This is a genomic window from Paenarthrobacter ilicis (assembly GCF_016907545.1).
Lineage (GTDB): Bacteria > Actinomycetota > Actinomycetes > Actinomycetales > Micrococcaceae > Arthrobacter > Arthrobacter ilicis.
In genome coordinates, this window is sequence record NZ_JAFBCD010000001.1 from 3,768,728 (window position 1) to 3,792,902 (window position 24,175).

General features: G+C 63.3%; 26 protein-coding genes. 13 read left to right on the plus strand and 13 right to left on the minus strand.

Features of this window, described 5'->3' with window-relative positions; translation table 11 throughout:
- Positions 1-42: 42 nt before the first annotated feature.
- The 5 genes from JOE60_RS17235 to JOE60_RS17255 all read left to right on the plus strand — a co-directional run bounded on the left by JOE60_RS17235 (position 43) and on the right by JOE60_RS17255 (position 3,287).
- Positions 43-273, plus strand: coding sequence for a CsbD family protein (locus JOE60_RS17235; RefSeq protein ID WP_167268528.1), 231 nt, complete (start codon positions 43-45; stop codon positions 271-273).
- Positions 274-401: 128 nt separating this feature from the next.
- Positions 402-986: an RNA polymerase sigma factor gene (locus JOE60_RS17240; RefSeq protein ID WP_167268526.1), complete on the plus strand. Its 585-nt coding sequence runs from the start codon at positions 402-404 to the stop codon at positions 984-986.
- Entirely contained in the window at positions 977-1,585 is a 609-nt protein-coding gene (locus JOE60_RS17245; RefSeq protein WP_239528899.1) for an Asp23/Gls24 family envelope stress response protein, read from the plus strand. Before JOE60_RS17240 ends, JOE60_RS17245 begins: the two co-directional genes overlap by 10 nt.
- Positions 1,582-1,956: a hypothetical protein gene (locus tag JOE60_RS17250; RefSeq protein ID WP_167268524.1), complete on the plus strand. Its 375-nt coding sequence runs from the start codon at positions 1,582-1,584 to the stop codon at positions 1,954-1,956. The genes JOE60_RS17245 and JOE60_RS17250 overlap by 4 nt, the downstream gene beginning before the upstream one ends.
- A 101-nt stretch (positions 1,957-2,057) precedes the next feature.
- Positions 2,058-3,287: a GAF domain-containing sensor histidine kinase gene (locus JOE60_RS17255; protein WP_167268522.1), complete on the plus strand. Its 1,230-nt coding sequence runs from the start codon at positions 2,058-2,060 to the stop codon at positions 3,285-3,287.
- Here the strand turns inward: JOE60_RS17255 and JOE60_RS17260 are convergent, their stop codons facing one another.
- Positions 3,288-4,754: a serine/threonine-protein kinase gene (locus JOE60_RS17260; protein ID WP_338112590.1), complete on the minus strand. Its 1,467-nt coding sequence runs from the start codon at positions 4,752-4,754 to the stop codon at positions 3,288-3,290.
- 276 nt (positions 4,755-5,030) lie between these two features.
- On the opposite strand from JOE60_RS17260, the gene JOE60_RS17265 reads away from it, so the two are divergent.
- Positions 5,031-5,624 (plus strand): histidine phosphatase family protein, encoded by a 594-nt coding sequence (locus tag JOE60_RS17265; protein WP_167268520.1) that lies wholly within the window; start codon positions 5,031-5,033, stop codon positions 5,622-5,624.
- Positions 5,625-5,648: 24 nt separating this feature from the next.
- Here JOE60_RS17265 and JOE60_RS17270 read toward each other — a convergent pair whose 3' ends face one another.
- The 3 genes from JOE60_RS17270 to JOE60_RS17280 all read right to left on the minus strand — a co-directional run bounded on the left by JOE60_RS17270 (position 5,649) and on the right by JOE60_RS17280 (position 7,223).
- Entirely contained in the window at positions 5,649-5,933 is a 285-nt protein-coding gene (locus JOE60_RS17270) for a hypothetical protein (RefSeq protein ID WP_167268517.1), read from the minus strand.
- 54 nt (positions 5,934-5,987) lie between these two features.
- Positions 5,988-6,218: a DUF6458 family protein gene (locus JOE60_RS17275; protein WP_167268515.1), complete on the minus strand. Its 231-nt coding sequence runs from the start codon at positions 6,216-6,218 to the stop codon at positions 5,988-5,990.
- A 105-nt stretch (positions 6,219-6,323) separates the two neighbouring features.
- Positions 6,324-7,223 carry an SDR family oxidoreductase gene (locus JOE60_RS17280; protein ID WP_167268513.1) on the minus strand — a complete coding sequence of 300 codons (900 nt, stop codon included), beginning with the start codon at positions 7,221-7,223 and terminating at the stop codon, positions 6,324-6,326.
- A gap of 144 nt (positions 7,224-7,367) precedes the next feature.
- Here JOE60_RS17280 and JOE60_RS17285 point away from each other — a divergent pair, with 144 nt between their 5' ends.
- The 5 genes from JOE60_RS17285 to JOE60_RS17305 all read left to right on the plus strand — a co-directional run bounded on the left by JOE60_RS17285 (position 7,368) and on the right by JOE60_RS17305 (position 14,559).
- Positions 7,368-9,227 (plus strand): glycoside hydrolase family 15 protein, encoded by a 1,860-nt coding sequence (locus JOE60_RS17285; protein ID WP_167268511.1) that lies wholly within the window; start codon positions 7,368-7,370, stop codon positions 9,225-9,227.
- Positions 9,228-9,786: 559 nt separating this feature from the next.
- A complete protein-coding gene (gene gad / locus JOE60_RS17290; RefSeq protein ID WP_167268507.1) occupies positions 9,787-11,187 on the plus strand; it encodes a glutamate decarboxylase in 1,401 nt (466 codons plus the stop codon).
- A gap of 91 nt (positions 11,188-11,278) precedes the next feature.
- Positions 11,279-12,148, plus strand: coding sequence for a class II glutamine amidotransferase (locus JOE60_RS17295; protein ID WP_167268505.1), 870 nt, complete (start codon positions 11,279-11,281; stop codon positions 12,146-12,148).
- A gap of 103 nt (positions 12,149-12,251) precedes the next feature.
- Positions 12,252-12,863, plus strand: coding sequence for a hypothetical protein (locus tag JOE60_RS17300; RefSeq protein ID WP_167268503.1), 612 nt, complete (start codon positions 12,252-12,254; stop codon positions 12,861-12,863).
- 115 nt (positions 12,864-12,978) lie between these two features.
- Complete coding sequence (locus tag JOE60_RS17305; protein WP_338112589.1) at positions 12,979-14,559, plus strand: HNH endonuclease signature motif containing protein; 1,581 nt, start codon at positions 12,979-12,981, stop codon at positions 14,557-14,559.
- A gap of 125 nt (positions 14,560-14,684) precedes the next feature.
- On the opposite strand, the gene JOE60_RS17310 is transcribed toward JOE60_RS17305, so the two are convergent.
- Both JOE60_RS17310 and JOE60_RS17315 read right to left on the minus strand, forming a co-directional pair.
- Positions 14,685-15,872 carry a 4-hydroxybenzoate 3-monooxygenase gene (locus JOE60_RS17310; protein ID WP_167268499.1) on the minus strand — a complete coding sequence of 396 codons (1,188 nt, stop codon included), beginning with the start codon at positions 15,870-15,872 and terminating at the stop codon, positions 14,685-14,687.
- 114 nt (positions 15,873-15,986) lie between these two features.
- Positions 15,987-16,724 carry an IclR family transcriptional regulator gene (locus JOE60_RS17315; protein WP_167268497.1) on the minus strand — a complete coding sequence of 246 codons (738 nt, stop codon included), beginning with the start codon at positions 16,722-16,724 and terminating at the stop codon, positions 15,987-15,989.
- A gap of 154 nt (positions 16,725-16,878) precedes the next feature.
- Between JOE60_RS17315 and JOE60_RS17320 the strand changes: the two genes are divergently transcribed.
- Entirely contained in the window at positions 16,879-18,159 is a 1,281-nt protein-coding gene (locus tag JOE60_RS17320) for an MFS transporter (RefSeq protein ID WP_167268495.1), read from the plus strand.
- A 21-nt stretch (positions 18,160-18,180) separates the two neighbouring features.
- Here JOE60_RS17320 and JOE60_RS17325 read toward each other — a convergent pair whose 3' ends face one another.
- The 3 genes from JOE60_RS17325 to JOE60_RS17335 form a co-directional block, all read right to left on the minus strand.
- Positions 18,181-18,540, minus strand: a complete 360-nt coding sequence (locus JOE60_RS17325; RefSeq protein WP_314325888.1) for an Hpt domain-containing protein — start codon at positions 18,538-18,540, stop codon at positions 18,181-18,183.
- A complete protein-coding gene (locus JOE60_RS17330) occupies positions 18,533-19,291 on the minus strand; it encodes a signal peptidase I (protein ID WP_167268493.1) in 759 nt (252 codons plus the stop codon). Before JOE60_RS17330 ends, JOE60_RS17325 begins: the two co-directional genes overlap by 8 nt.
- Positions 19,292-19,444: 153 nt before the next feature.
- Entirely contained in the window at positions 19,445-20,053 is a 609-nt protein-coding gene (locus tag JOE60_RS17335; protein ID WP_167268491.1) for a TasA family protein, read from the minus strand.
- A gap of 239 nt (positions 20,054-20,292) precedes the next feature.
- Between JOE60_RS17335 and JOE60_RS17340 the strand changes: the two genes are divergently transcribed.
- Entirely contained in the window at positions 20,293-21,048 is a 756-nt protein-coding gene (locus JOE60_RS17340) for a ZIP family metal transporter (RefSeq protein ID WP_167268489.1), read from the plus strand.
- Here the strand turns inward: JOE60_RS17340 and JOE60_RS17345 are convergent.
- From JOE60_RS17345 to JOE60_RS17360, 4 genes are all read right to left on the minus strand, one after another.
- Positions 21,045-22,337, minus strand: a complete 1,293-nt coding sequence (locus tag JOE60_RS17345) for a potassium channel family protein (RefSeq protein WP_167268487.1) — start codon at positions 22,335-22,337, stop codon at positions 21,045-21,047. The genes JOE60_RS17340 and JOE60_RS17345 overlap by 4 nt on opposite strands.
- Positions 22,338-22,514: 177 nt before the next feature.
- A complete protein-coding gene (locus tag JOE60_RS17350; RefSeq protein WP_167268485.1) occupies positions 22,515-22,775 on the minus strand; it encodes a GlsB/YeaQ/YmgE family stress response membrane protein in 261 nt (86 codons plus the stop codon).
- 72 nt (positions 22,776-22,847) lie between these two features.
- Positions 22,848-23,708, minus strand: coding sequence for a serine/threonine-protein kinase (locus tag JOE60_RS17355; protein ID WP_167268483.1), 861 nt, complete (start codon positions 23,706-23,708; stop codon positions 22,848-22,850).
- Positions 23,705-24,139: a hypothetical protein gene (locus JOE60_RS17360; RefSeq protein WP_167268481.1), complete on the minus strand. Its 435-nt coding sequence runs from the start codon at positions 24,137-24,139 to the stop codon at positions 23,705-23,707. The genes JOE60_RS17355 and JOE60_RS17360 overlap by 4 nt, the downstream gene beginning before the upstream one ends.
- Positions 24,140-24,175: the final 36 nt, after the last annotated feature.

The window sequence follows — 24,175 nt, forward strand, 5'->3', positions numbered from 1 at the left end:
ATCACCCCCGGTGACTGCGCATCACACCAGAAAGGGAACACCATGGGAATCAACGACAAGATCAACAACGCAGCTACAGAGCACCTGGGCGCCGCCAAGGAAGGCGCCGGCAAGCTCACCGGCGATTCCACCCTTGAGCGTGAAGGTCAGCAGGACCAGGCGCAGGCCAAGGTCCAGCAGGCCGGCGAGAAGGTGAAGGACGCTGCTGCGGACATCACCGAGAACATCAAGGAAGCTGCCCAGAAGATCAAAGAGGGCTTCAGCAAGAAGTAGCTTCTCCCCCGGGACGGTTTCGCTGACCATGCACATGGCCGGCGGGGCCGTCCCGGCCTTGTTCCCCTCCCCGGTTGACGCCCACGGAGGATCACCCCTAACCCCGCACACAGGAAGGCAGGACTAACGTGACTGGATCACCAGCAGCCCGGTACCAGCTTGAACTGGTGCCCGACGCCCTGCTGGCCGGCCGCGCCGTGGATGGCGATACCGCCGCCTTTGAAGCGTTGGCCAGGCGCCACGGTCCGCTGATGCGGGCCACCGCCCGGCGGTTGACCGGTTCCCTGGCTGATGCTGACGACGTTGTGCAGGAGTCCTTGGTACAGGCATGGAAGCAACTGGATACCCTCCGGGATCCGGCGGCGGTGAAGGGCTGGTTGATGCGGATTGTGGGCAGCCGAAGCATTGACCACCTGCGCAAGCGCCGCAACCACGTTGACCTTGACGATGCTGAGAACCAGATGGACCACGATAGGGGGCCCCGCCCCCAGGACCCGGAGTGCAGCGCTGTGAACAGTTCCCGGGTCGAGGCCCTCAAAGCAGCCCTTGCTGAGCTCCCTGAGGAACAACGGCGTTGTTGGGTACTGAAGGAATTCAATGACCAGAGCTACGACGAGATCGCGCAGATGTTGAACATCAGCCCGGACAGTGTCCGTGGACGGCTTGCCCGCGCACGGATCACCCTTGCACGCAGGATGGAGGAATGGCGATGAACACCCCCGGCGACACCCTTGAATGCGGCCACAGCCTGGCAGAGTTGAGTGCCTACCTGGACACGGGAGAGATTGATGATCCCCGCCACCTGGACAGTTGCCCTGAATGCCAGGCCGGCCTGGCATCCTTGCGCAAACTGTCCGCGTTGGGCAGCGACCTCGTCTCAGCCGACGTAGCTGAGGCGGGATCCGGCACCGACGATTGGATGCAGTCCATACTGGACAACCTGAAGCTGGAGCTAAGGGCCGGGCGCAGCATCCCCCTTGAGGCAGAACACCCGGAAGACACTTTGTGGGAGACCGAAGGCTCCGTTTCGGCCCTGATCCGCTCCGTGGCTGATTCCCTGCCCGGAACCGCCGCCGGTAAATGCCGGCTCCACGGTGACGTCACTGTGCCCGGAGCACCCATCACCGTTGAGGTGGAAATTGCGGTGGTCTACGGCAATCCTTTGGTGACACGGGCCGCGGAGTTGCGGGATCAGCTGGAGGAAGCACTGTCCATTCACACAGAACTGACCATCGACGCCATCAATATCAGCGTCACCGACATCCTGGAACGCGTCGACCCACCACAATCCGACCTGGAGGAGCAGCCATGACCGAGCCCTTGGAAGCGGCAGATACCAACGCTGCCACCCGCCCTCCGGCAGTAGCCTCGATTCCTGCACCAGGCCTGGCCGAGGAACTGCTGGCAGTGGTGAACGCTGTGGCGGGAGTCAGCGCCGTTTATCCGTCCCAGCCGCTCTGGCAGTCGATAGCCGGCGCCGCCATGTCCGCTGTGACCGGTGACGCCGTCCCCCTGATCGGTGTCACCGAGTCCAAGGGCGCCCTCTCCGTGAAGGCACGGATCGGCGTGTCGGCTCCGCATCCGGCGCCCGCCGTTGCCCGCGAAGTAGCCGCCGCTGTCCGCAGGCACCTCTTGCCCCGCCGCGCCGCCGTCGACGTTTCCGTGGTCCAGATGGGCCAGTAATTGACGTCCGCCAGGAAAGTGCCAGGGCGAAGCAGCTGGAAAGGGGCGCGTGGCCGGTAGTATCGGCAGGAACGCGGAAATGACCTGGGGGTTTGAATCTAATGACTGAAGTTCGGGGGGCGTTGTCCTTCACCGACGACGTGAGCCGCGATCTTGAATTGCTGGAGTACGGCCTGGATCCCCGGGTGGAGTCCACCTTGCTTCCCAACGCCGCCGTGATGAGCGCCCTGCAGAACCTGGTGCGGCTGGCCACCGAACTGTGCGGCGCTCCCTATGGCGTGGTGAACATCATCAGCGCCGAATACCAGCATCAAATTGGCGCGTGGGGAGTTGAGCCCGGCGTGTGCTCCCGCGAGGATTCCATGTGCGCCAAAGTTTTCCTCTCCCGTGAGCGCACGGTGGTTGCCGACGCATCAAAGGACCCCCGCTTTGCCGACAACCCTTTTGTTACCGGGGAAATAGGGAAAGTCCGCTTCTACGCCTCCGTTCCCCTTCAGACGGAATCAGGATTCGTCCCGGGAACCCTCTGCGTTTTTTCGGACAAAACCAATGAGCTGAGCCCGGAACAAGTGGGCATACTGGAGGTCTTGGCCAAACAAGTGGTTGAACTGCTGGAACTCCAGCACCGCACGGCGCAGTTGGACCGCGCGTATGCGGAACTGCAGAACAGCAACGCCAAACTGGCCGGCTTCGCGGGACGGGTCAGCCACGACCTGCGGATCCCCCTGACCACCATCCTCGGTTACGTGGAACTGGTGGAAGATGATCCGGATGTTCCCACGGACAGCATCGCAGCCAACTACCTGGAAAGGATTGCCGCCAGCGGGCGGCGCATGCTGGGCATGCTGGAAGACGTCCTGAGCTACTCACGCATTGGTGGCGGTATCCAGCCGGCCACAGTCTCCCTCAGGGATGTCACCGAGGAAGTAGTCCGGGACTTGGGCTTGGAAGACCGGCACATTGTGGACGTGGAGGACCTTGCCCTCCGGGCAGACCGTGGACAACTCCGGACGCTGCTCCAGAACCTTCTGTCCAACGCCCTGAACTACAGCAGCCCTGATCGCCACCCGCGGATCCGGATCAGTGGTGTGTCCAACTATCACGGCGCCACCGTCTACGTGGCGGACAACGGCAAGGGCATTGCCCCGGAGGACCGGGCCAAAGTCCTGGAGCCGCTGGTGCGTTTGCGGCGTGACGGCGACGGCCCCGGATCGGGGCTCGGTTTGGCAACCTGCAGCAACATTGCCAAGGCGCACGGAGGCGAGCTCAGCCTGACAGAAACTCCCGGAGGCGGAACCACAGTGTCCGTCAGTTTTCCGTCCGGACACTGACTAGGGCTTTCCGGAGCCCTTTTCCTTGGGGTTCTCCGGTTTTTGGTTCTTGCCGTTACCTTTGGCCCCGGGATTTCCCATATTCCCGCTGTTCCCCTGGCCGGCATTTCCCTGGCCGGCTCCCGGGACTGGCTGCTGAACTGCCGGATCCTGCTGGGCTGGCACTTGCTGTGCGGGTTGTTGGGCGGGTTGTTGGAGATTAACGGCGTCCACGGGGCCAGCGTCCGGGTCCTGCACGCCGTTCCCCGTCACGCTGTCTCCCGCTGCACCGTCTCCCGCTGCACCGTTGGCTGGTTCACTGTCTGTCGGTACGGACGGCAGCGGAGAGGAGGGCTGCGGATCCGCCTGCGAAATTCCGGATTCCACCGGGACAGAGTCATCAGCGGTGGTCCCGGCGGGCTTCAAACCTTGGGTGACGATCAGCAACGCAAGGGGCACAGTCACCGCTGCTGCGGCAACACTCCACACAGCACGACGCCGGGTGCGCCCCTTTTCGGCGCTGGCCACCATGGCCTGCTTCCGGGTTCCCGCCGAAACCTTGCGTTCCGCAGCCGACCGGCCAGGTTGGCGGGTCGGCACTGGGGGCAGGATCGCCGTCCGGCGCCCGGCCTGGATGTCGTCCTGGGCCAAGGCGACTTCCACATCTGCTGCGGATGGACGCTTCGAGGGGTCCATGACCGTCATCGCTTCGAGCAATGCACGCAGCGGCGCCGGCAATTCGGCGGGGATGGTGGGCGCACGGTGCAGACGGGCCGAAGCTGTTTCCACCGGGGTTCCGGGGTACTCGGCCACACCTGTGAGGCTTTCCAACAGGACCAAGCCCAGTGAATAGATATCGCTGGCAGGAGTCAGGGCAAGGCCCTGTGCTTGTTCCGGGCTCAGGTATTGGGCTGTGCCCACGGTAAAGCCCGTGGCAGTCAGCCGGTTGTCGTTCATCACCAACGCCACGCCAAAGTCCGCCAGCTTCACCATCCGGGCCAGGCCGTCGTCGTCGGATACCAGGATGTTGGCCGGCTTGATATCCCGGTGAATAACGCCGTGGCCGTGAACCTGGGACAGGGCGCCGGCGATCTGTAGGCCTACCCGGACCGCCTCCGGAATCGTCAGGGGCCCTTCGCCCAGCACCGCACGCAGATCCCGGCCTTCGGCAAGTTCCATCACCAGGTAGGCGCGCTCTTCGTTGTTGCGGGTATCAACTCCGGCGTCGAAGGCGGCCACCAGTCCCGGGTGGTCAAAGGCGGCAAGCAGCCGCATCTCTGTCTTTTGCCGCTCCCGGAAAGAGTCGTCGCCGGAGCCGGGAAGGAAAATCTTGATGGCGACGTCGCGGCCCAACAAGAGATCGGTTGCCCGGTACACAGTGGACATGGCGCCCCTGCCAAGGAGCGGCCCCAACTGGTACCGGCCGTCCAAGGTGTCGTCAATGGAATCGGGGACAGGAGAGTCCACTGCCTGTTCTTTGTTGCCCACGAATTGTCACGCCCTTCAGGCCCTACCTGGCCGCGCACACCAACGACGGTCTGCCGACACCACGTAATACCGTTGTTCAAACTTTCACGGCGGCCACGTTGCCGGCTGCTTCAGCAAACGTCAGGCCAGGGCAGCACCCAGCCCAAACAGCATCATCCGGTTCACCAGATCAGTAATCAGGATACTTATTAACTAGCGGTAAAGGCAATGCGTGGATTCATAAACAGCACTGCTACGTGACCTGACCAACTGCGGCCGGCCTCCTTGCAGGGCACAATGGAAGGCATGACCCTCACAACGTTTGCCCTCATCCGTCACGGCCAGACCGACTGGAATGCGGAGCGCCGGCTGCAAGGGTCAACGGACATCCCCCTGAACGACGTCGGCCGCGGCCAGGCACGTGATGCCGTGGCCGTCCTTTCCGGACAGCCGTGGGACGCAATCGTGTCCTCGCCCCTGGGCCGCGCCGCTGAAACAGCAGAAATCATCGCCGAAGGCCTGGGGATGACGGTAACGCGGCTGGTCCCGGACCTCACGGAAAGAAGCTTTGGCCCGGCAGAGGGATTGCAGGCCGGCCCCGAGCTTGAAGCACTGCGGATTCCGGGCGGCTTCCAGGGCGGCGAAAGTGACGACGCCGCAGCCGGCCGTGGGATCGGCGCATTGGAGGATCTGGCCAAGGAATTCGCCGGCAAGCGGGTTCTGGTGGTGGCGCACGGAACGCTGATCCGCCTCACCCTGAACAGGGCCATTGGACGCACCCTGGATCACGTCCACAACGCAGCCTTGAATCTGGCCCACCATCACGTCTCCGAGGGCTGGGAACTGGAGTACTTCAACGGAGAGCGTTTGACTGCCGACGTCCGCAGCTAAGGAACGCCGCTCCGCAGCTGAGTCTTAGCGGGCTTCCAGGCGCGACTTGAGCTTCTCGGCATAGTCGCCATACGCCGCAGCAATTTCTTCCAGATCAACCGTCTGGGGGAAATCAATCACCGGCTGGTGCTCCGCCATGTAGGCCGTGGTTTCCTCAACGATCTTCTGCTCATCAGATCCATCCAGGCCGGCCTCCGCAAGGAAGTCGGGGTTGGTGTGGACCAAGGATTCACCCGTTTGACCCTCGGAGGCCCAGCGCACCAAATACTCGTTCTGGTTGACCGGCTCAATGTCGAAAGTTGTCTCCATGGGATCAGCCTACGCCGTCGCGCCGCAGCGTTTCGCCGTGCTGGACGACGCGCTTTAGACCTCCGGGCGGTGCTCAACGATGGTGGCGGGCGCGGTGCGCCGCTCCACCACGGTGCGCCGGGTGCGGCTGGACATGGCTATGGAGATGATCAGGCCGATGACGCCCACCACCATCAGAATGTAGCCAACCAAAACCTGGTCAAGGAAGGGAATGAGTCCGGGGGCGAGTGCGAAAGCCAGAATGGCGCCAATGGCGATCAGGGCAATGGAAGAACCAATTCTCATGACGTGCTCCTCAGCGTTGTCCGGCCGGCGGAGGGGTGCCGGCCGCATATGTAACGTAAGGATACTTATCTACTGCATTCTTCGCCAGACATCCGCCAGGCGGGTTCACCGGTTGAAACGGGCCGCCAAGCGCGCAACAGCTTCCTCCGGCGTCGGAACGGGTCCGAAGACCTCACCCTGCCTTGTGGTGTCGCCGACGTACTTGCCGGTGTCCCACCACGCCACCATGCTGGCCATGTCGCTGACCAGGGGAACCACCTTGGACGTGACTTTGCCCAGTCCTATGAGGAGGTTTTCCGGCACGGCCACGACTTTGATGGGCTTACCGGCATGGGATTCCATCAACGTGGCCACTTCGGCAATGCTGACGGGACGGGACCAGCCGACGTCGATCCTTTCCCCATCAGCCACGTCCGCATCCACGGCAGCCGCAAGGTACCCGGCCAGATCGCTGGCCAAGACGAACGTGAGCGGCACCTCCTTGGACCCCAGCCACGTTAAACGTCCTTTGGCGAACGGGTTGCTTCCTCCCATGGTGGCCATCTGGTCAAAGAAAGCTCCGGGCCGCAGCGCCACGAACGGGACGCCCTGTTGTGCCAGGGCGTCCTCGGCAAGGAACTTGTTCCAAAAGTGCGGGATCTGCGGCGTCTGGTCGCTGGTGACGATGCTGACCAGGACAACACGGGGAACCTCCGCATACCGGGCGGCGACGGCCAGGTTGCTGTACCCAAAGGTGTCTATGGCTTTCGCGTTCTTGTCATTCCGCGTGTAGCCGGCCGCCGAGGACACCACGGCTGAGACCCCGGCCATGGCAGCAATCAGCGATCCGGCGTCCAGCAGGTCACCCCGCGAGATTTCCACGCCCTTGGCCCGGAGCTTGTCCGCGGCGGACCCGGCGCGCACCAAAGCCCGGACCTTTTTCCCGCGTTTGAGAAGCTCATCAACCACTTGGCCGCCCAGAAAACCAGTGGCACCAACAACAAGGACGGGCAGATCTGAAGCCATGGCTACTCCCGGGGATTGTTCCTACCCTCAGTGGTAGCACGGGCCCACCGCCGGGACCAGGGTCCAGGTGCAGAAACACCTGCCCGCGTGAACAGCCCGCGCGCTCCCGGCTGCTTCCACTGGAGCAGGGTTAGGATCGGACGCATGGCCAAAATCGAGGACTACGCGCTCATCGGGGACCTGAATACTGCTGCTTTGGTGGGCCGCGATGGGTCCATTGACTGGATGTGCCTTCCGCGCTTTGATTCACCTGCCTGCTTTGCAGCGCTGCTCGATTCGCCCGACGCAGGACGCTGGCTCATCTCGCCGGCAGGAACTCCCGACGGCGGGATGTCCACCCGCCGCCGGTACAAGGAAGACACGCTCATCCTTGAGACCGAGTGGGAGGTGGACGGTGGATCCGTCCGGGTGATCGACTTTATGCCGGTCCGGGATGACGCCGTTGACCTGGTGAGGATCGTGGAAGGCGTCAGCGGCGAGGTTGCCATGCAGATGGAACTGGTGTTGCGGTTCGACTACGGACGCGTGGTGCCGTGGGTGCGGCACGGACCGCACGGAATCAGCGCGGTAGCGGGTCCGGACTCGGCCTACCTCACCACGCCGGTGACGCTGGAGGGCCGCGACAAACGGACATACAGCAACTTCACGGTCCGCGCTGGAGAACGGGTGCCGTTCGTGCTCCGGTGGGCACCCAGCCACGAGCGCGAGCCGCGGAGGATCGACCCCTTCCGCGCCCTGGGCACCACCGCGTCCTTCTGGCTGGAATGGATCGGCCGCAGTGAGATGGCCGGCAAATACAAGGAGCCCGTGGAGCGCTCCCTGATCACACTCAAGGCCCTGACCTACGCACCCACCGGAGGCATCGTTGCCGCCGCCACCACGTCGCTGCCTGAACAAATCGGGGGTCCCCGCAACTGGGACTACCGCTATTGCTGGCTCCGGGACGCCACCCTGACATTGCAGTCCTTGCTGGCCGCCGGTTACACCGAGGAAGCGTCCGCCTGGCGTGAATGGCTGCTGCGTGCCATCGCCGGCGATCCCTCCGAGCTGCAGATCGTCTACAGCGTGGATGGAGCGAGGCGGCTTCCGGAAACGGACATCCCCTGGCTCTCCGGTTACGAAGGCTCGGCGCCGGTCCGCACAGGCAACGCCGCCGCTCCGCAATTGCAGTTGGACGTCTGGGGCGAGGTCCTGGACGGACTCTCCCTGACCCGTGCGGCTTCACCTGCCGGAACCGTGGACAACTCCTGGGACATCCAGATTGCCCTCATGGAGTACTTGGAAGGTGCCTGGGACAAGCCGGACAACGGGCTATGGGAAATGCGGGGTCCCCGGCAGCATTTCACCCACTCCAAGGTCATGGCCTGGGTGGCAGCGGACCGCATGGTCAAGGGCGTCCGCTCCTCCGGATTGCCCGGCCCGCACGACAGGTGGGCCGCGCTGCGCAGCGAAATCCACGCCGACGTGATGACCAAGGGGTTCGACCAGGAACGCAACACCTTTGTGCAGGCCTATGGCAGCAAGGAACTGGACGCCAGCCTGCTGCTCATACCGCGGGTGGGCTTCCTTCCGCACCGTCATCCCCGGGTTGAGGGAATGGTCGAAGCCATCCAGAGGGACCTCACCGAGGACGGATTTGTGCTCCGGTACCGGACGGAATCAGGACACGACGGGCTGCCGGGCGATGAAGGCGTTTTCCTTGCCTGTTCGTTCTGGCTGGTGGATGCGTTGTTGGGAATCGGCCGCGCAGAGGAATCCACCGATCTCTTCGAACGGTTGCTCACCTTGCGCAACGATGTGGGCCTGCTGAGTGAGGAATGGGATCCAACGGTTGGCCGGCAGTTGGGAAACACGCCGCAGGCCTTCAGCCACTTCCCGCTGATCCACAGCGCCATGCAACTCCACCACGGGCAAGCCCACAGCAGCGATACCCTCTTGGGACGGCCGAAGCATCCCGGACAAGCAGGCGGCTCTATGTTCCAGAACGATCCCCGCCTTCGGTAGCTTGCGGATGGCCTTTGTGGCTGGCTTCTTCCAGATGCAGGTCCAGCTTGCGTTCGGCTTCACGCCGCCGCTGCCCCACTGTCCTCATTTGCTGGGTTGTGGGGTCCCCCCGGTCTTCCAACGCTGCACTTGACGGCGCGTCGGGCTCCTCGTGCTCTTGTTCGCCCATGCTCAAATCGTCCCATCGCTATTGCTGCTGCGGTAGCGGCAGCAGGTTGGCAAGCGCCCGACGGCGCCCTCCCGCCGTCGGGCGTTCACCGAGTCCCAATCGGGCTTCATCACCGGGCATGGTTTCCGAACGCCGGCGGGGACCCGGAGTCGACCTGCCTGGCCACGGAACACCATGATCATAAGCATGCTTATTGCTCGCGTGGCAAGGGCTTGGCGAAAGATTCTCCTTGTGGCCGCCCAGGAGTCTTGGGCCAGGAGTCCGTCACGGGTAGCGTGATCGGCAGACAGGTTTTGGTCCTGGCGGTTAGTGCTGGTGGCAGCGCGCATTGCTGGTGGCAGTGCGCACGCGCCCACGGACCAATCCAGCAGACGAGTCCCAGGAGCCCGCATGAGCAGATCCCACCGAACCTCGCACCATCAGCCGGATACCGCCGTCGAACTTAATCCGCTTTTCTGCAGGCCCGGAGAATCGAGCATCTTCCCCCGCTTCACCATCCCGGAGGGCGAGGCGCTTCCCTCCACCGCCTATCAGGTTGTCCATGACGAGGCGATGCTGGACGGAAACTCCCGCCTGAATCTCGCCACGTTTGTGGGTACCTGGATGGAGCCCGAGGCGTCCAAGCTCTACGCCGAAACGTTCGACAAGAACATGATCGACAAGGACGAATACCCGCAAACTGCGCTGATTGAAACACGGTGCTGGCGGATGCTGGCCGATCTGTGGAACGCCCCGGACCCTGAAAAGAGCATCGGAACCTCCACCATCGGATCCTCGGAAGCGTGCATGCTGGGCGGGCTGGCGCTGAAACGCCGGTGGCAGCACGCTCGTCGGGCGGCCGGATTGAGGGCGGATAAACCAAACCTGATACTGAGTTCAGCCGTGCAGGTGTGCTGGGAAAAGTTCTGCAATTACTGGGACATAGAGCCACGGTACGTCCCGGTGTCCACTGAACACCCTGTGCTGGATGGGCATGACCTTGACCAGTACGTGGACGAAAACACCATTGGGGTGGTGGCGATCATGGGGGTCACCTACACGGGCGCCTACGAGCCGGTGGAGCGCATCTCGGCCGCCCTCGATGTCATTCAGGACCGGCGCGGCCTGGACATCCCCATCCACGTTGATGGTGCTTCCGGGGCCATGGTGGCGCCGTTCCTGCAGCCACAGACCGTCTGGGACTTCCGCCTTCCCAGGGTGGCTTCCATCAACACATCGGGCCACAAATACGGCCTGGTGTACCCCGGACTGGGATGGGTGGTGTGGCGGGACGCTGCGGCACTTCCCGAGGATCTGATCTTCCACGTCAGCTACCTCGGCGGTGACATGCCCACGTTCGCCCTGAACTTTTCCCGGCCCGGTGCGCAGGTCCTGCTGCAGTATTACCTCTTCCTCCGGCTTGGCTTTGCCGGCTACCGGGCGGTCCAGGCCGCATGCCGGGACGTTGCGCTGTACCTGTCCCACGAAATCGGCCAGATGGATGCCTTCACCCTGTGGAGCGACGGCTCCGATATCCCGGTCTTCGCCTGGCAGCTCACGCCGGGCCACACCGAAAACTGGAACCTGCACCATCTTTCCGAACGCCTGCGGATGAATGGCTGGCTGGTACCCGCCTATCCGCTGCCGGACGGGTTGCAGGAGGTCACGGTGCAGCGGATTGTGGTCCGCAACGGTTTCACCAAGGACCTGGCGGCGAGTTTCCTGGGGGACCTCAAAAAGGAAGTGGACTATCTGGACAGCCTCACGGCTCCCATGCCCGCAACCAAGCAGGCAGAGGGCTTCCACCACTGATGCTTTCCTTGGCTTTCGTCGTTAATTCCTTGACCCGCCGTCATCCCGTGACCCGCCGGAGGACCCTGATCCCCATGAAGATCCGCTGACCATGTGCAGGCTCTTTGGGTTGCACGCCGGTTCCGTACCCGTCCGCGCCACCTTCTGGCTCCTGGACGCCCCGGACAGCCTTTCCGAGCAAAGCAGGCGGGAGCCGGACGGAGCCGGCATAGGAACGTTCGACGCCGACGGGTCACCCAGGGTGGCGAAGCAGCCTTTGGCGGCCTGGGAGGATCACGCCTTCGCCCGCGAAGCCCGCGACCTGCGAAGCACCACGTTCCTGGCCCACGTTCGATACGCCAGTACCGGCGCCCTCACCCTTGCAAACACCCACCCCTTCGAGCAGGACGGGAGGTTGTTCGCGCATAACGGAGTCCTGCACGGACTGGATGAACTGGATGATCGGCTCGCGTCCTACGGAGTGTTGGATCTGGTGAAGGGGCAATCCGACAGCGAGCGGTTGTTTGCCCTCATCACCGCCGAAACCCGGCAATCCAACGGCGACGTCGGACTGGGGATCGTGAAGGCCATTCAGTGGATAGCCCAGGAGTTACCGGTGTTCAGCCTCAACTTCATACTGTCCACCGCCGGCCAGATGTGGGCCCTGCGGTATCCGGCCACCCACCCGCTCTATGTACTGAAAAGGGACCCGGAGCTGGCCCCCGATCCCCCCGCACCCATGGACGCTCGCAGCCACCGGATCCGCTCCCGGAGCACGGAATTGGCCAAGAGCCAACACGTCCTCTTCGCCACCGAGCCCATGGACCACAACCCCGGGTGGTTGCCCATGGATTCCGGGCAGCTGATCCGTGTTGGTCCCACCCTGGAGATGTCATCTTCCACGCCGTTCCCAGACCAGCCTGCGCATCTGCTCACCCTGGCCGACCTGGAGCCCTCGGCCGCGGCATCGCAGGCGCCCTGAGTTCCGGCACTTCCGACCCGGACCGTTCCACGAACTTAGTAAGCATCCTTGCTTTGTGGCTGTTGGCGGTGTTTTCTGGAAGAGTCACGGAGAAGGAGCTGACATGGTTGAGGAAAACACCGCTGGATCAAGCACCGCGCGAGGACTCAGGAACGATGTTGTTGCCGCAGAAAAGGAGCGGTTTGGCGGCATCAAGTGGGGCTCGGCGTTCTTTGGCTGGCTGACAGCGATCGGAATGACCGTCCTGCTGACCGCCCTGGCCACCGCGATCGGGGTGGGAGTTGGCGCGGCGAACCAAGCAAACGCCGATCAGGCTGCAAATAGCGTGCAAACCCTGGGGATCGCCAGCGGCATCATCCTGGCTGTCATCCTGCTCCTGGCGTATTTCTGCGGCGGCTACGTTGCCGGCCGCATGGCCCGCTTCGACGGCACCAAGCAGGGCCTGGCAGTGTGGCTCTGGGGCATCATCATTGCCGTGGTGGTTGCCATCCTCGCTGCAGTTGCGGGGAGCCAGTTCAACATTCTCGGCAACCTCAACGGTGCACCGCAGATACCCATCGACGGAAGCCTTCTGACCGCCAGCGGCCTTATCGGGCTGGCCATAGCGTTGGTGGCACCCCTTCTTGGGGCAATCCTCGGGGGCAAGGCGGGCATGCGGTTTCACCGGAAGGTGGATCAGGCCGGCATGGACCACAGGCTGGGTGTCACCGAGTAGGTTTCGGAGTTTCGGCTACTTGCAGGCCGTGGTCCCCTTGGCCTGTTAGGTGGGGTTTTCCACATAGGGGCAATGGGGCCTGCTGATGGTGGCGGCCGGGTGCCAGAGTGGAGGGATGGAGAGCAACGGGTGGAAAGCAGGCGGGACGGCAGATTCTGCTGGCGCCACGCTCGTTGCTGATACTGCGCCGACCGACGCACTTGAGGACTGCGCGGAGGCCGTCGCCGCGATGAGGCAGGACGCAGCCGGGCTGGCTCGAGGGTTCGGCCTTGCGGAGGCTTCCGACTTCGCCGCCCGGATCGAAGAAATCTCCCGAAGCCTCGAATACCTGAAGATCATCGCAGCCCATGCCGTCGCTCGGACCCGGGATGAAGCAGGCAGCTCACTGAATGACGGGTACCGGAACGCCTCCGAGTTCCTTCGCGCGCGGCTGCGGATCGGAATCCACGAGGCCCGGGGCAGGCTCACCCTTGCCCCGTTCCTGCTCCCCCAGACGGGGCTGTTGGGGCAGGAGATTCCCGCCCGAACCGAAGAACTTGCCGCGGCAGCTGCCACCGGAGACATATCCTCACGGTCAGCGAGCATTATCACCACTACTTTGGACACCGTCCGGCACCTCACGGACCCCGCCACTTTGGCGCGAGTGGAGCATGCCCTCACCGCTACAGCAGCCGAGGCCGACCCCGATTTCCTGAACAAGGTTGCCAAGCGTTGGGTTGATGCACTCGACCAGGATGGTCCGGAACCCTCAGAAGAGGCACTCCGGCAACTGCAGGGAGCATTCGTCCGCAATCGACGCCGCAACGGGCTCCACTACCTCGAAATCTTCGCCACCGCCGAGCAATTCGAAACCCTCACCACCGCCATGAACGTCGCCACCAACCCCCGACTCACCCCCGCACCCACCGATACTGACACTGACACCGCGGGCAGCACATCGGCAGGCAACACCGCGGGCAACACCGCGGCAGGCAACACTGCGGGCAACACCGCGGCGGTCAACACCGCGGCAGGCAATACAGCAGCCGGCGCCAGCGCCCCCGCCCCGGAACTGGACCGCCGATCACGCGCCCAGAAACTCCTCGACGGACTCGTCGGAGCCTGCAGCCTCGCCATGAGCACCGGAAAACTCCCCGCCAACGGCGGACTCAAACCCCACATCATGGTCACCATCGACCACCGCGACCTCCTCCACCACCTCACCCCCACCAACCCAAGACAATCCAACACAGGACCCGCCAGCACCAGAACCGCCACTAACCCCACCAGCACAGCAATCGCCACCTTCACCGGCCCGATCCACCCCAACACCATCCGCAAAATCGCCTGCGACGCCGACATCCTCCCCGTCCTCCTCGGCACCGGCTCCGAGATCCTGGACATCGGCCGCACCACCCGGATCTTCCCACCCCACATCCGCAAAGCCATCACCGCCCGCGACGGCGGCTGCACCTTCCCCGACTGCACCATGCCCGCACCCTGGTGCGAAGCACACCACATCACCTACTGGTCACAAGGGGGCACCACCGGAACACACAACGGCGCCCTCCTGTGCAGCCACCACCACCACCTCATCCACAAAGAACAATGGCGCATCGACATGACCACCGGCGCCCCCTGGTTCATCCCGCCACCCCACATCGACCCCCGCCAAACACCCCGACGAAACCACCACCACACACCACTCAGAACCTAAACACCACCCACAACCCGGGCACCCCCACACCCAGACCCCGTTGTCCTGGGACTCACAGGGCTGCACATACAGAAAGGGACCCCCGGGAAAACCCGGGGATCCCTGCAACAACCCGCGTTTGGTACTTAGCGCGACGTCGGCCAGCCTGTGTACGCCTCAGACAGGTATGCCTTGCCGTGGTCGCTGGAAACAACCGAGCGCAGCTCCCCGAGTTGGCGCGCGCGATCAAAGTCGTCAGCTCCGGGCACGGTGTGCAGCATCGACGTCATCCAATAAGAGAAGTGCTGGGCTTTCCATACGCGTTCCAGCGCCCTGTCGCTGTAGGAGTCGAGCAGCGCAGTGGAGCCGTTGGAGTAGAAGGAGTCCAAGCCCTCGAAGAGCACTTTGACATCGTGGATGGCCAGGTTCAGGCCCTTGGCGCCCGTCGGGGGAACAGTGTGGGCGGCATCGCCTGCGAGGAAGAGGTTGCCATATCGCATGGGCGTGTGCACGAAGCTCCGGAACGGCAGCACCATCTTTTCCAGGACGGGCCCCTCTTTGAGCTCGAATCCGTTGCCGTTGACGCGCTTACGGAATTCACCCCAGATCCGTTCGTCGTCCCATTCAGCAACGTTCTCTTTCGGATCGCACTGGAAGTACATCCGCTGGACGTTTTCCGTACGCTGGCTGATCAGGGCAAACCCATTGTCGGAGTTGGCATAAATCAGCTCGTCGGAGCTTCGGGGTGCTTGTGCAAGGATTCCGAACCAGGCGAAGGGGTACTCGTGGAAGTACCATTTCCGGTTGGCTTCGGGAATCTGGAACCGGCAGTGGCTCCGCGACCCATCAGCGCCCACCAGGAAGTCGGCTTGGATCTCGAACTCCCGGCCCTCGGAATCCGTGAACCAGACTTTCGGTTTACCCTCGAGATCGTGGACCGCGGTGTCCGTGACGCTGTAATGAACCGCCCCGCCGTCCGCTTCCCGGCGGGCTGCAAGATCCATGAAGACATCGGTCTGCGGGTAAAGCCATACGGATTCACCCACCAGTTCTTTGAAATTGATGCGGTGGCTCTCACCGTTGAAGCGGAGCTCGATCCCGTCGTGGCGGTCACCTTCCCGCAGCACCCTGTCGGACACTCCCGAGTCCACCAAAAGGTCCACCGTCCCGTGTTCCAGGATTCCCGCCCGGACAGTCTCTTGGATATCCTTCCGGCTCCGGATTTCCACCACCACGGACTCGATGCCCTGCTTGGCCAGAAGATGGGAGAGCATCAGCCCGGCGGGGCCGGCGCCCATGATGGCTACTTGGGTGGTGATCGGTGTGCGTGTCATGATTTCCTCGCTTCATCGCGGCTCCCGCGGTGTGGGCGGGATGGGTCTGACATCAGTGTGGCCCGGACCAGGTGATCTCCGTTACAGGGATTCCGTTCAACGGAACCCACTGGGCTAAGCGAGCTGGCGGCCGATTCCTCTCGCGGCCGTCTGGAGAGCGGGCACCAAGGCTTGGAGCCTCATCTCCGCCAGGGGCACCACCACCCCCAGGGCCGCTACAGTCCGACTCTTCGAATTCACCACCGGCACCGCGATTCCCCACGTATCCGGATCAACTACGCCGGCAAGTTGCGCGTATCCATTCTGGGCTGCTTCGGCCAGAATGTGACGTACGACGTCGGTACTCACCTTCCCGGCTGGGTCTTGGAACTGCTGCAGGTACTCGGCCTTCAGCTCCCGTGGTTGATGTGACATCAGGGCCAAGCCTGCCGACGAGATATGGACCGGCATGCGGCCGGCAATTTTAGCGCGGTTGGCCACGGATCCCCGCCGCGAGAGGCGCTCCACGAACAAGGCTTCCCATCCGTCAAGAACCGCCAGGTTGACGTTCTGATTCAGGACCTGCTGAATGTCCTCCATGAACGGCATGGCCGCCTGGCGAAGCGCGAGTGTGGGCGAATTGCGATTGACGAGCTCCCAGAGTCGCAAGCCAAGCCTGACGTTCCCGCCCGCGCCCAGGTCCAGCAAGCCATGATGGGAAAGCTGACGGATCAGCCGATGGGCCGAGGACAAGGGAAGCCCCGCCCTGTCAGCTAATTCGGACAGCTGAAGTGACGTGACGCCTTCAGGGAACGCTTCGATAACCCGGACGACCCTGTCGATCACAGAGTCTCCTGAGGATGAGTTGGCCATGTCACCCTCCGCTCCTGGGACGAGGTGCCGCACTTGCGCACTTCCATTCAATGGTAGAGCGTGAGCCGGATGACACAAGTCGGTGATACAAATCTCATAGTTGACCGATCGTTCAGGCGGTCAAGAATTCACTGTCGAATCACCGAGGACTGCCATGACAACGATGCCATCTTCCCAACGCTCTGCCTGGCCTGTGTGGTTATGCTGGCTGGCCATGGTCCTGGACGGGTTCGACCTGGTGGTCCTGGGAACCGTGATTCCCACCCTGATCAAGACCGGCGAGCTGGGATTCGATGCTGTAGGGGCAACCTTCGCTGCCACCATTTCCCTGGTCGGCGTAGGCTTGGGCGCCTTGTTCATCGCTCCACTGTCAGACACCTTCGGCCGGCGAAAGCTGCTCATCGCCTGTGTAGCCGGATTCTCGGTTTTCACTATCGCCGTAGCCTTCGCGCCCAACGTCGCGGTCTTCTCCGCCCTGCGGCTGCTGGCCGGCCTGGGGTTGGGCGCGTGCCTTCCCGCAGCCCTGGCCTACATGAACGACTACGCACCTGCGGGATCCGCGGGGAAGTCCACAACGCGGACCATGACCGGGTATCACGTGGGGGCGGTGGCTACGGCGCTGCTGGCCATTCTCATCGTCCCCAACTGGCGGTTGATGTTCATCATCGGCGGCGTCGCCGGGCTGGTCCTTCTCCCATTCCTCTGGGCCAAGCTGCCCGAGTCGCTTCCTGGCACCACGTCGCTACCCCCAGCAGCCCAGCCAAAACTGGAGACGAGCGCGGGAGGAGCGTCCGGCGTCGGGCCTTCCGCAAAAACCCTGGAAGCGGAATCCAAGACCGGATTCAAGGATCTGCTGCAAAAGCCCTATCCGCTGATCGCGGCGGGCATCGGCATTGCCTCGTTCATGGGGCTGCTGCTGGTCTACGGGTTGAACACTTGGCTTCCACAGTTGATGGCAGCCGCCGGGTACCCGGTGAGCACCGGCCTGACCCTGCTTCTTGTCCTCAATCTAGGTGCCGTAGGAGGACTGTTCCTGGCCGGATTCCTGGCCGACAAGCATGGCACCAAAAGGATTGTGCTGCTGTGGTTCGGATTGTCGGCGGTGCTTCTGGCAATCCTTAGCGTCAAAATTCCGAATGAGATGCTCCTCAACGCAGCCGTCTTTGTCACCGGCATTTTCGTCTTCAGCTCGCAGGTTTTGGTGTACGCCTGGGTGAGCCAGCTGTTTCCAGCGCGGCTCCGCGGAACGGCCCTGGGCTTTGCTGCCGGAGTCGGTCGGCTCGGTGCGATTGTGGGTCCGGCCGTGACCGGAACCCTGGTAGCGGCAAATATCGCCTACCCGGCCGGGTTCTACGTTTTCGCAGCAGCAGGAGTGCTGGCCGTCGTCGCGCTCTGCTTCGTACCGCTGAAGGTCAGCACCGGCGAGGCTGCCTAGCCCACCACGGAAGGGAAACAGTCAGCCGATGGTCTGCGGCCACACGGCCAGGCAGTCCTCGGTTGATCGGCGAAGGGCCGGGAGAGCGCTGGCGGCATCAGCGAATTGCTCGCAACGGACCATTGCTTCCATGGCCCGGCAATGCCGCTCGGTTTCCAACGCACCAACCATGGCCGAGGAGATTTTGAGGCTCAGGATTGCGTCCATGCTGGCGTCCGGATCGCGTTGGCACACGCCGTCCGATATCCGCAAAAACCTGGCCGGCAACATGGACAGATAGGTGGCAACGAACCGGTGAGCCGGTGCGGAATCCCCCAGCTCTTCAGCCAGGATCCGCACCCGCGACGGTTCCAGCGCAGGGAGTCCACAGGCTTCACTCACTGGTGGCAACCTGCGGCTCAATGGCGTCCTTCGCGGAGGTGTCGGTGGGGTTCTTGGTCCAGATGGAGGCCAGCATTCCGATGACCAGGATGGCCGGCGCGCCGTACATGAGGATGTTCAGGACGATCGGTTCGCGCAGGGCACGGATGGCATTGCCAACGTAAGGGATGGTGGCCACCTGCTTGTCGACGGTTTTGCCCTGCAGCGTGGCAATCCACGGGTCGATGCCGTTGTTGGCGTCGCCCTTGGTCTGGACAGCGACGCCACCATCCGCTGTGGTGGTGATTTCCGTGATGCGGTGCGTCTCCACCCGCTGGTCCTCAACGGGGATGTGATAAGTGATGATGTCGCCCACCTTGACGTCGTTGACGGGAGTCGGGACGGTGACCACCACGTCACCCGGATTGATCAGTGGCGACATCGATCCCGTGAGCATGGTGGACGTCTGGTAACCCAGGACGCGTGGGCCGATTGCCAGGAACACGAAGACCAGTGCGGCGATCACCAACAGGCCCACGCCCAGACCCTTGAAGGCCTTGCCGGCTACCCGGCGGAAGGTGCCGGCGGGCCGGGCGGCGGAGTCACCGGAACTCGCTGAGTCACCGGAAGTCTCGACGGCGGCAGGCTGGGCTACCGGGGAGGGCGCAGCCTCATTGGCAGGCTCACAACGGGGCGCAGCCTCAACGCTGGTGCGTGTGGCGGAACGCCGGCCGTGAAGGGCGGGGCTGGTGATGGTGCTCAGTGCGCTCATGTCTGGCGTTCCTTCCGGGGATTCGTTGTGACTTCAGTCTGTCGTGTGGATCTCAAGCCAGCATGCGGCCGAGCCTCAAGAGTTGATCAGGAAAGCCGCTGGGCCTGGTCGGGCAGGGGGGCGCCCGACCAGGCCCAGCGGTTGGAGGATTTCTTACTTGGTGGTTTCGGTGCGTTGGGTGCCGGTGAAGGCGAAGGCGATGGTGGAGGTGGCGCCTTGGAAGGTGTTGTCTGCTGTGGTGGGCAGGGTGGTGGTGACTTTGAGGTTGTCGGTTTTGGTGTTGGTCAGGGCGGTGAGGTTGTTCAGGGTTTTGTTCGCTGCGATGACGGGGCCGTTGGCCAGGACGGTGGTTTTGGTGCCGGCGCAGGTGTAGGGGGCTGCGGTTCCGGTCCAGGCAACAGAGCAGTTTTCGATGGTCAGTTGCAGGCCGTTGGTGGCGTCGGTGGTGAGCAGGGAGGCGGTGGTTCCGGCGTTGGTGGTGAGGGTGATGGTGTTCAGGTCTGAGTTGCCGGTGTTGGCCAGGGTGACGAGTTTTTCTACTTTGTCGCCGGGCAGGATGTTGGTGACGGGAACGTTCAGGGTGTTCGCAGCTCCGGGGGCGCCCAGGGCGATGGTGACCGTTCCTGCGGTGACGGCCTGGGAGGCGGAGGTGGAGGAGGTGAACGCGCCGTAGGTTCCCATGCCGGCGACGGCGGCTGCGGTGCCGACCAGTGCGATGGAGGCGAGGATTTTGCCGGAGGTGGTTTTGAGGCTGATGGCCATGGGGATCAGTGTCCTTTCAGTTGGCCACCGCTTCCGGCCGGCCTGTTCTTTGTGCCCTTGGGTGCCGGCCTGTGTGGCTGACAAGAACTACTTTCCCGGGACCGGATCAAGAACCACCACCACAAACCCACAACACTGACTCAGGATTGCTCAGGGTTCCCTCAAGGCGTTTCACAATTCACAGGCTCCTTATGAAACACTGCTTGATGCACATGACCAGGCGATGAGAGGGCAGTTCAATGCCGATGTGGTTGCAAGCGCTGATGTGGGGCACACTGGCCGGCGGGGCGCTGGTGCTTGGGGCCGGCATCGCCTGGATATGGAAGGTAGCGCCCAAAGTGGTGTCGACGGTCATGGCCTTCGGCGCCGGCGTGCTGATCTCGGCGTTGGCATTCGAACTGGTGGATGAGGCGGTCCAGGGCGGAGGCCTGCTTCCCACCGTACTGGGCTTCCTCCTGGGCGCCTTGATTTTTGTTGGCTCCAATGTGTTGTTGGCCCGTGCGGGCGCAAAGCACCGGAAGCGTTCAGGGGGCACCCAACCATCAGAGAAGGATTCACCGGGGAGCGGAACCGCCATTGCGGTAGGCGCCTTGATTGACGGGATTCCCGAATCTGTTGTCCTTGGCGTGGGCCTCCTGGCCGGTGGTGCCGTGAGCCCTGCCATGCTGGCAGCGGTGTTCATCTCCAACGTTCCGGAGGGCTTGTCCAGCACGGCAGGGATGAAGAAGTCCGGGCGCAGCCCCGCCTACGTTTTTGGAACCTGGAGTGGTATTGCCCTTTTCAGCGGTCTGGCGGCCCTCCTGGGTTACACCGCCTTGGAAAACGCACCGGAGACCGTCATCGCGTTCATTACGGCCATCGCTGCCGGTGGCATCCTGGCCATGCTTGCGGACACCATGATTCCCGAAGCATTCGAGGAGCATCACAACCTGACCGGGCTGACTGCCGCCGTCGGGTTCTTGAGCGCCTTCACCATTCACCACGTGGGCGGCTAGCCTCCAGGCACAAATCCCAGCACGACAAGGGTCAATGCCGTGGCTACTGCCATTGCCGCCGTGTTGGCAACCACCGGGTGGAAATCTCCCGGCAGCCGGGCTGCGATGAGGCGAGCCAGCGGTGGCGCCAGCACTGCCCCTAGAACAGCTCCGCCCACCACGCCAGTCCAGGAGCCGCCGTACATAAGGACCGCGGCCGGCGCCACCGAGACCACCGACGCGTAGGTGGCCGCCCAGCCGCCACGCCGGTACCACTTCCGCCAGAGCACGACGCCGATGGCTGAGGTCAGCGCCTGCGCGAACAGGATGTGCGGCAACAGGTGTGAGCCGTAGGCGGGCAAAGCCGGACTGAACGCCCACGCCACACATACGCCCAGCACCATGCCCAACGAGGCAACTTCATTGGCGATGAAATGAGTTTCCGTGAAATCCTTAAGGACCCGGCGCGCACCCCACCGGGCGTCGCCCAGGAGTGACAGTCGGACGCCCGACGACGGCTGATCAAGTTGTGCACGCGGTCCCGGCTTCTGCAGTTCGAGCCACGGTAGTCGCCGGGCCAGAAGGAAAGCGAGGCCGCACCCTGCGGACATGGCCAGGACGTTGGCCACAACGGGTGGGAGATCCAGCGGCGTCGAAACCGTAGCAATGAACACCAAGGCCAGGGGCGTGACGAATGCAGCACCCAGGACTGCCCCTGTAACGCAGGTTCGCCAGCCACCACCGTAGAGGATGACTATCGCGGGAGCCACGCTCACCAGAGGCACAAACGTCGGCTGCCATCCGCCGTCGAGCATCCAACCGAACGCCAGGTTGGACAGCAGCAGGCTCAGCACAGCGGAGGCCACCACCCATGGCCAGCGGCTGGTGCCGTCCCCCAGGGATCCTGCCCATCTGTGTCGGGCGGCGATGGCTGTCCAGGCAAAAAGCACACCGGCGATCAGGCCCGCCGCAGCCAGGGAGGACTTGTAGAACAACGGCTCCGTGAGGTCGCCAAGGACCCAGAGCAATGCCGGCACCGGAAAGCTGGCGGCGTCCCGGAGCCAGTCGCTGTAACTGCCATCGAGGCCAGGAACACCCGGAGCAAAGGATCCTTGCGCAGCTGCCTCCCGGAGCGCTTCCAACAGGAGGGCCAGGAGTCCAACCATGGCTGCCACCCCCAAGGCGCCCAGGGCAATACCGACCAAACCGCGTTCTTGGTCAGGACCGGCAAGGTGCTGACCGACAAGACGCGTGCCGGGCCGCTCGGCCGGGAGGGGGACGGTGGACTGCGCTGTGTCCGAAGAGTGCATCGTTGGCCCTTCGCAAGCTGTATGGGTGACGAGGTGCAGCGTAACCGTGGCGTGGAAGTCTTCGGAAACCCGCCCCCTGGGGGCCGAATATGACCGGGAGAGCGGGCAGCTTTTACACCAAAAAGCCCGGCACTGCTGACTCAGTCAGCGGCGCCGGGCCCCAAGTTGTTCAGGCAGTTATGCCTTCTTGCGCGTCAGCAGGCCCCAGATGAAGAGGACTACCAGTGCGCCCACGATGGCCAGCAGCCAAGTGGACAGCGACCAGAACTCGTTGATGCCAACGTTGAACAGTGCACTGCCGATCCATCCACCCAGGATGGCACCTACGATGCCCAGCAGCAGGGTAGCGATCCAGCCGCCACCCTGACGGCCCGGCATGATGGCCTTGGCAATTGCGCCAGCGATCAAACCCAAAACAATCCAACCAATGAAACCCATTTTTAATCTCTCTTTCTTAGTCAGGACCCAGTTCGGTGCGAGGACGCGTTCCGCTATCGACCTTGTTGTTGGCTACCCGTCAAGCCGTCGGAGCAAACCGACAGCTTGGCTGGCAGATGGCCTACCGGCAGGATCGGGGTCGGTCATGGCATGAAGCACCATGGACCAGCGCCGCCGCACCGTGCCGGGGATTCGGGGTTCCCTGAGAGTCCTTGCAACCATGGACTCCAAGGGAGGGCCAGGAAAAGCCTTCGTTCCGGTCAGGCACTCAAGGGCAACCAGACCCAACGAATAGATGTCGCTGGCCGCAGTGGCCTCGCCTCCGCAGACTTCCTCGGGGCTGAGGTAGTGCGGGGTTCCGGACGACGACTCGGGCGCCGTGTGCCGTCCGCTGATGGCGATGCCGAAGTCAGTCAGTTTTGCCGTGCCGTGCCCGGTGGGATCGGCCGCAAGGTCCACCAGGATGTTGCCGGGCTTGACGTCGTTGTGTACCACTCCGCGGCGATGGATGTAGGCAAGTGACCGGGCGATGCCAGCCATCCACTCCGCCGTTTGCCCGGGCGAGGCAGCCTGCTCATGGAGGAACCACCGCAGGTCCCTGCCGCTGACCCTGTCCATGACCAGGTAGTTCCGGGCCGGCTCCGCAGCCGTTGGCTCCGTCATCCCGGCGTCGAGCACCCTGACAATGTTCTTGTGGCGCAGGGGACGGTGGATCTCCAGCTCCCTGCGGTAGGGAGCGCTCTTGGCCGGCTCTGTTGCCCTGAAAATCTTGACTGCTACGTCCCGGCTGGTCTTGAGATCGAAAGCCTCATGAACCGTGGCTTCGGACCCTCCACCCAGCTGGTCGCCCAGGCAGTAACGTTCTCCAAGCACCACATTGGCGCCTGCGGCCCCGCGATCAGCGCGGTCGGCCGTTGCATCCAGAAGAGTCATTGAAGGAGCATTTCCACGTCGGCGGCAGGGATGCCGGCAACTTCAGCCAACGCGTAGGGGTCGACGCCAGCCGCTGCAGCCTTGCCGAAAGCCAGTTCAAGAGTGTTCTGGGCAATTGTCAGTTCGTGCTCCAGGCTTTGGCGCCGCAGGGCGGCGATCCACACGGCGCTGACCGGGTCAACCGATTCGATGTCCATGCGGAAGCCGCACCCGCAGGCCCATTCCGGCCAGATGGGGTCAACAGTGACCCATTTCATGCTGTTGTAGGCAGGTCCTGCGGAGATGGCCATCTGCGAACCGCAATGAACAGGACCAGCAGGAATCGCCCGCTGGTGGGGAGCAACTCCGGCATGAAGGTCTTCGACTACCTGGCCGGCGTTGGACAGGGAGCGGACAGGTGTGGAGCTGGGTTCACGCAGTTCGACGGTCATCGACTTCCACACATTCACTAGTAAGTAGCTTGGCTA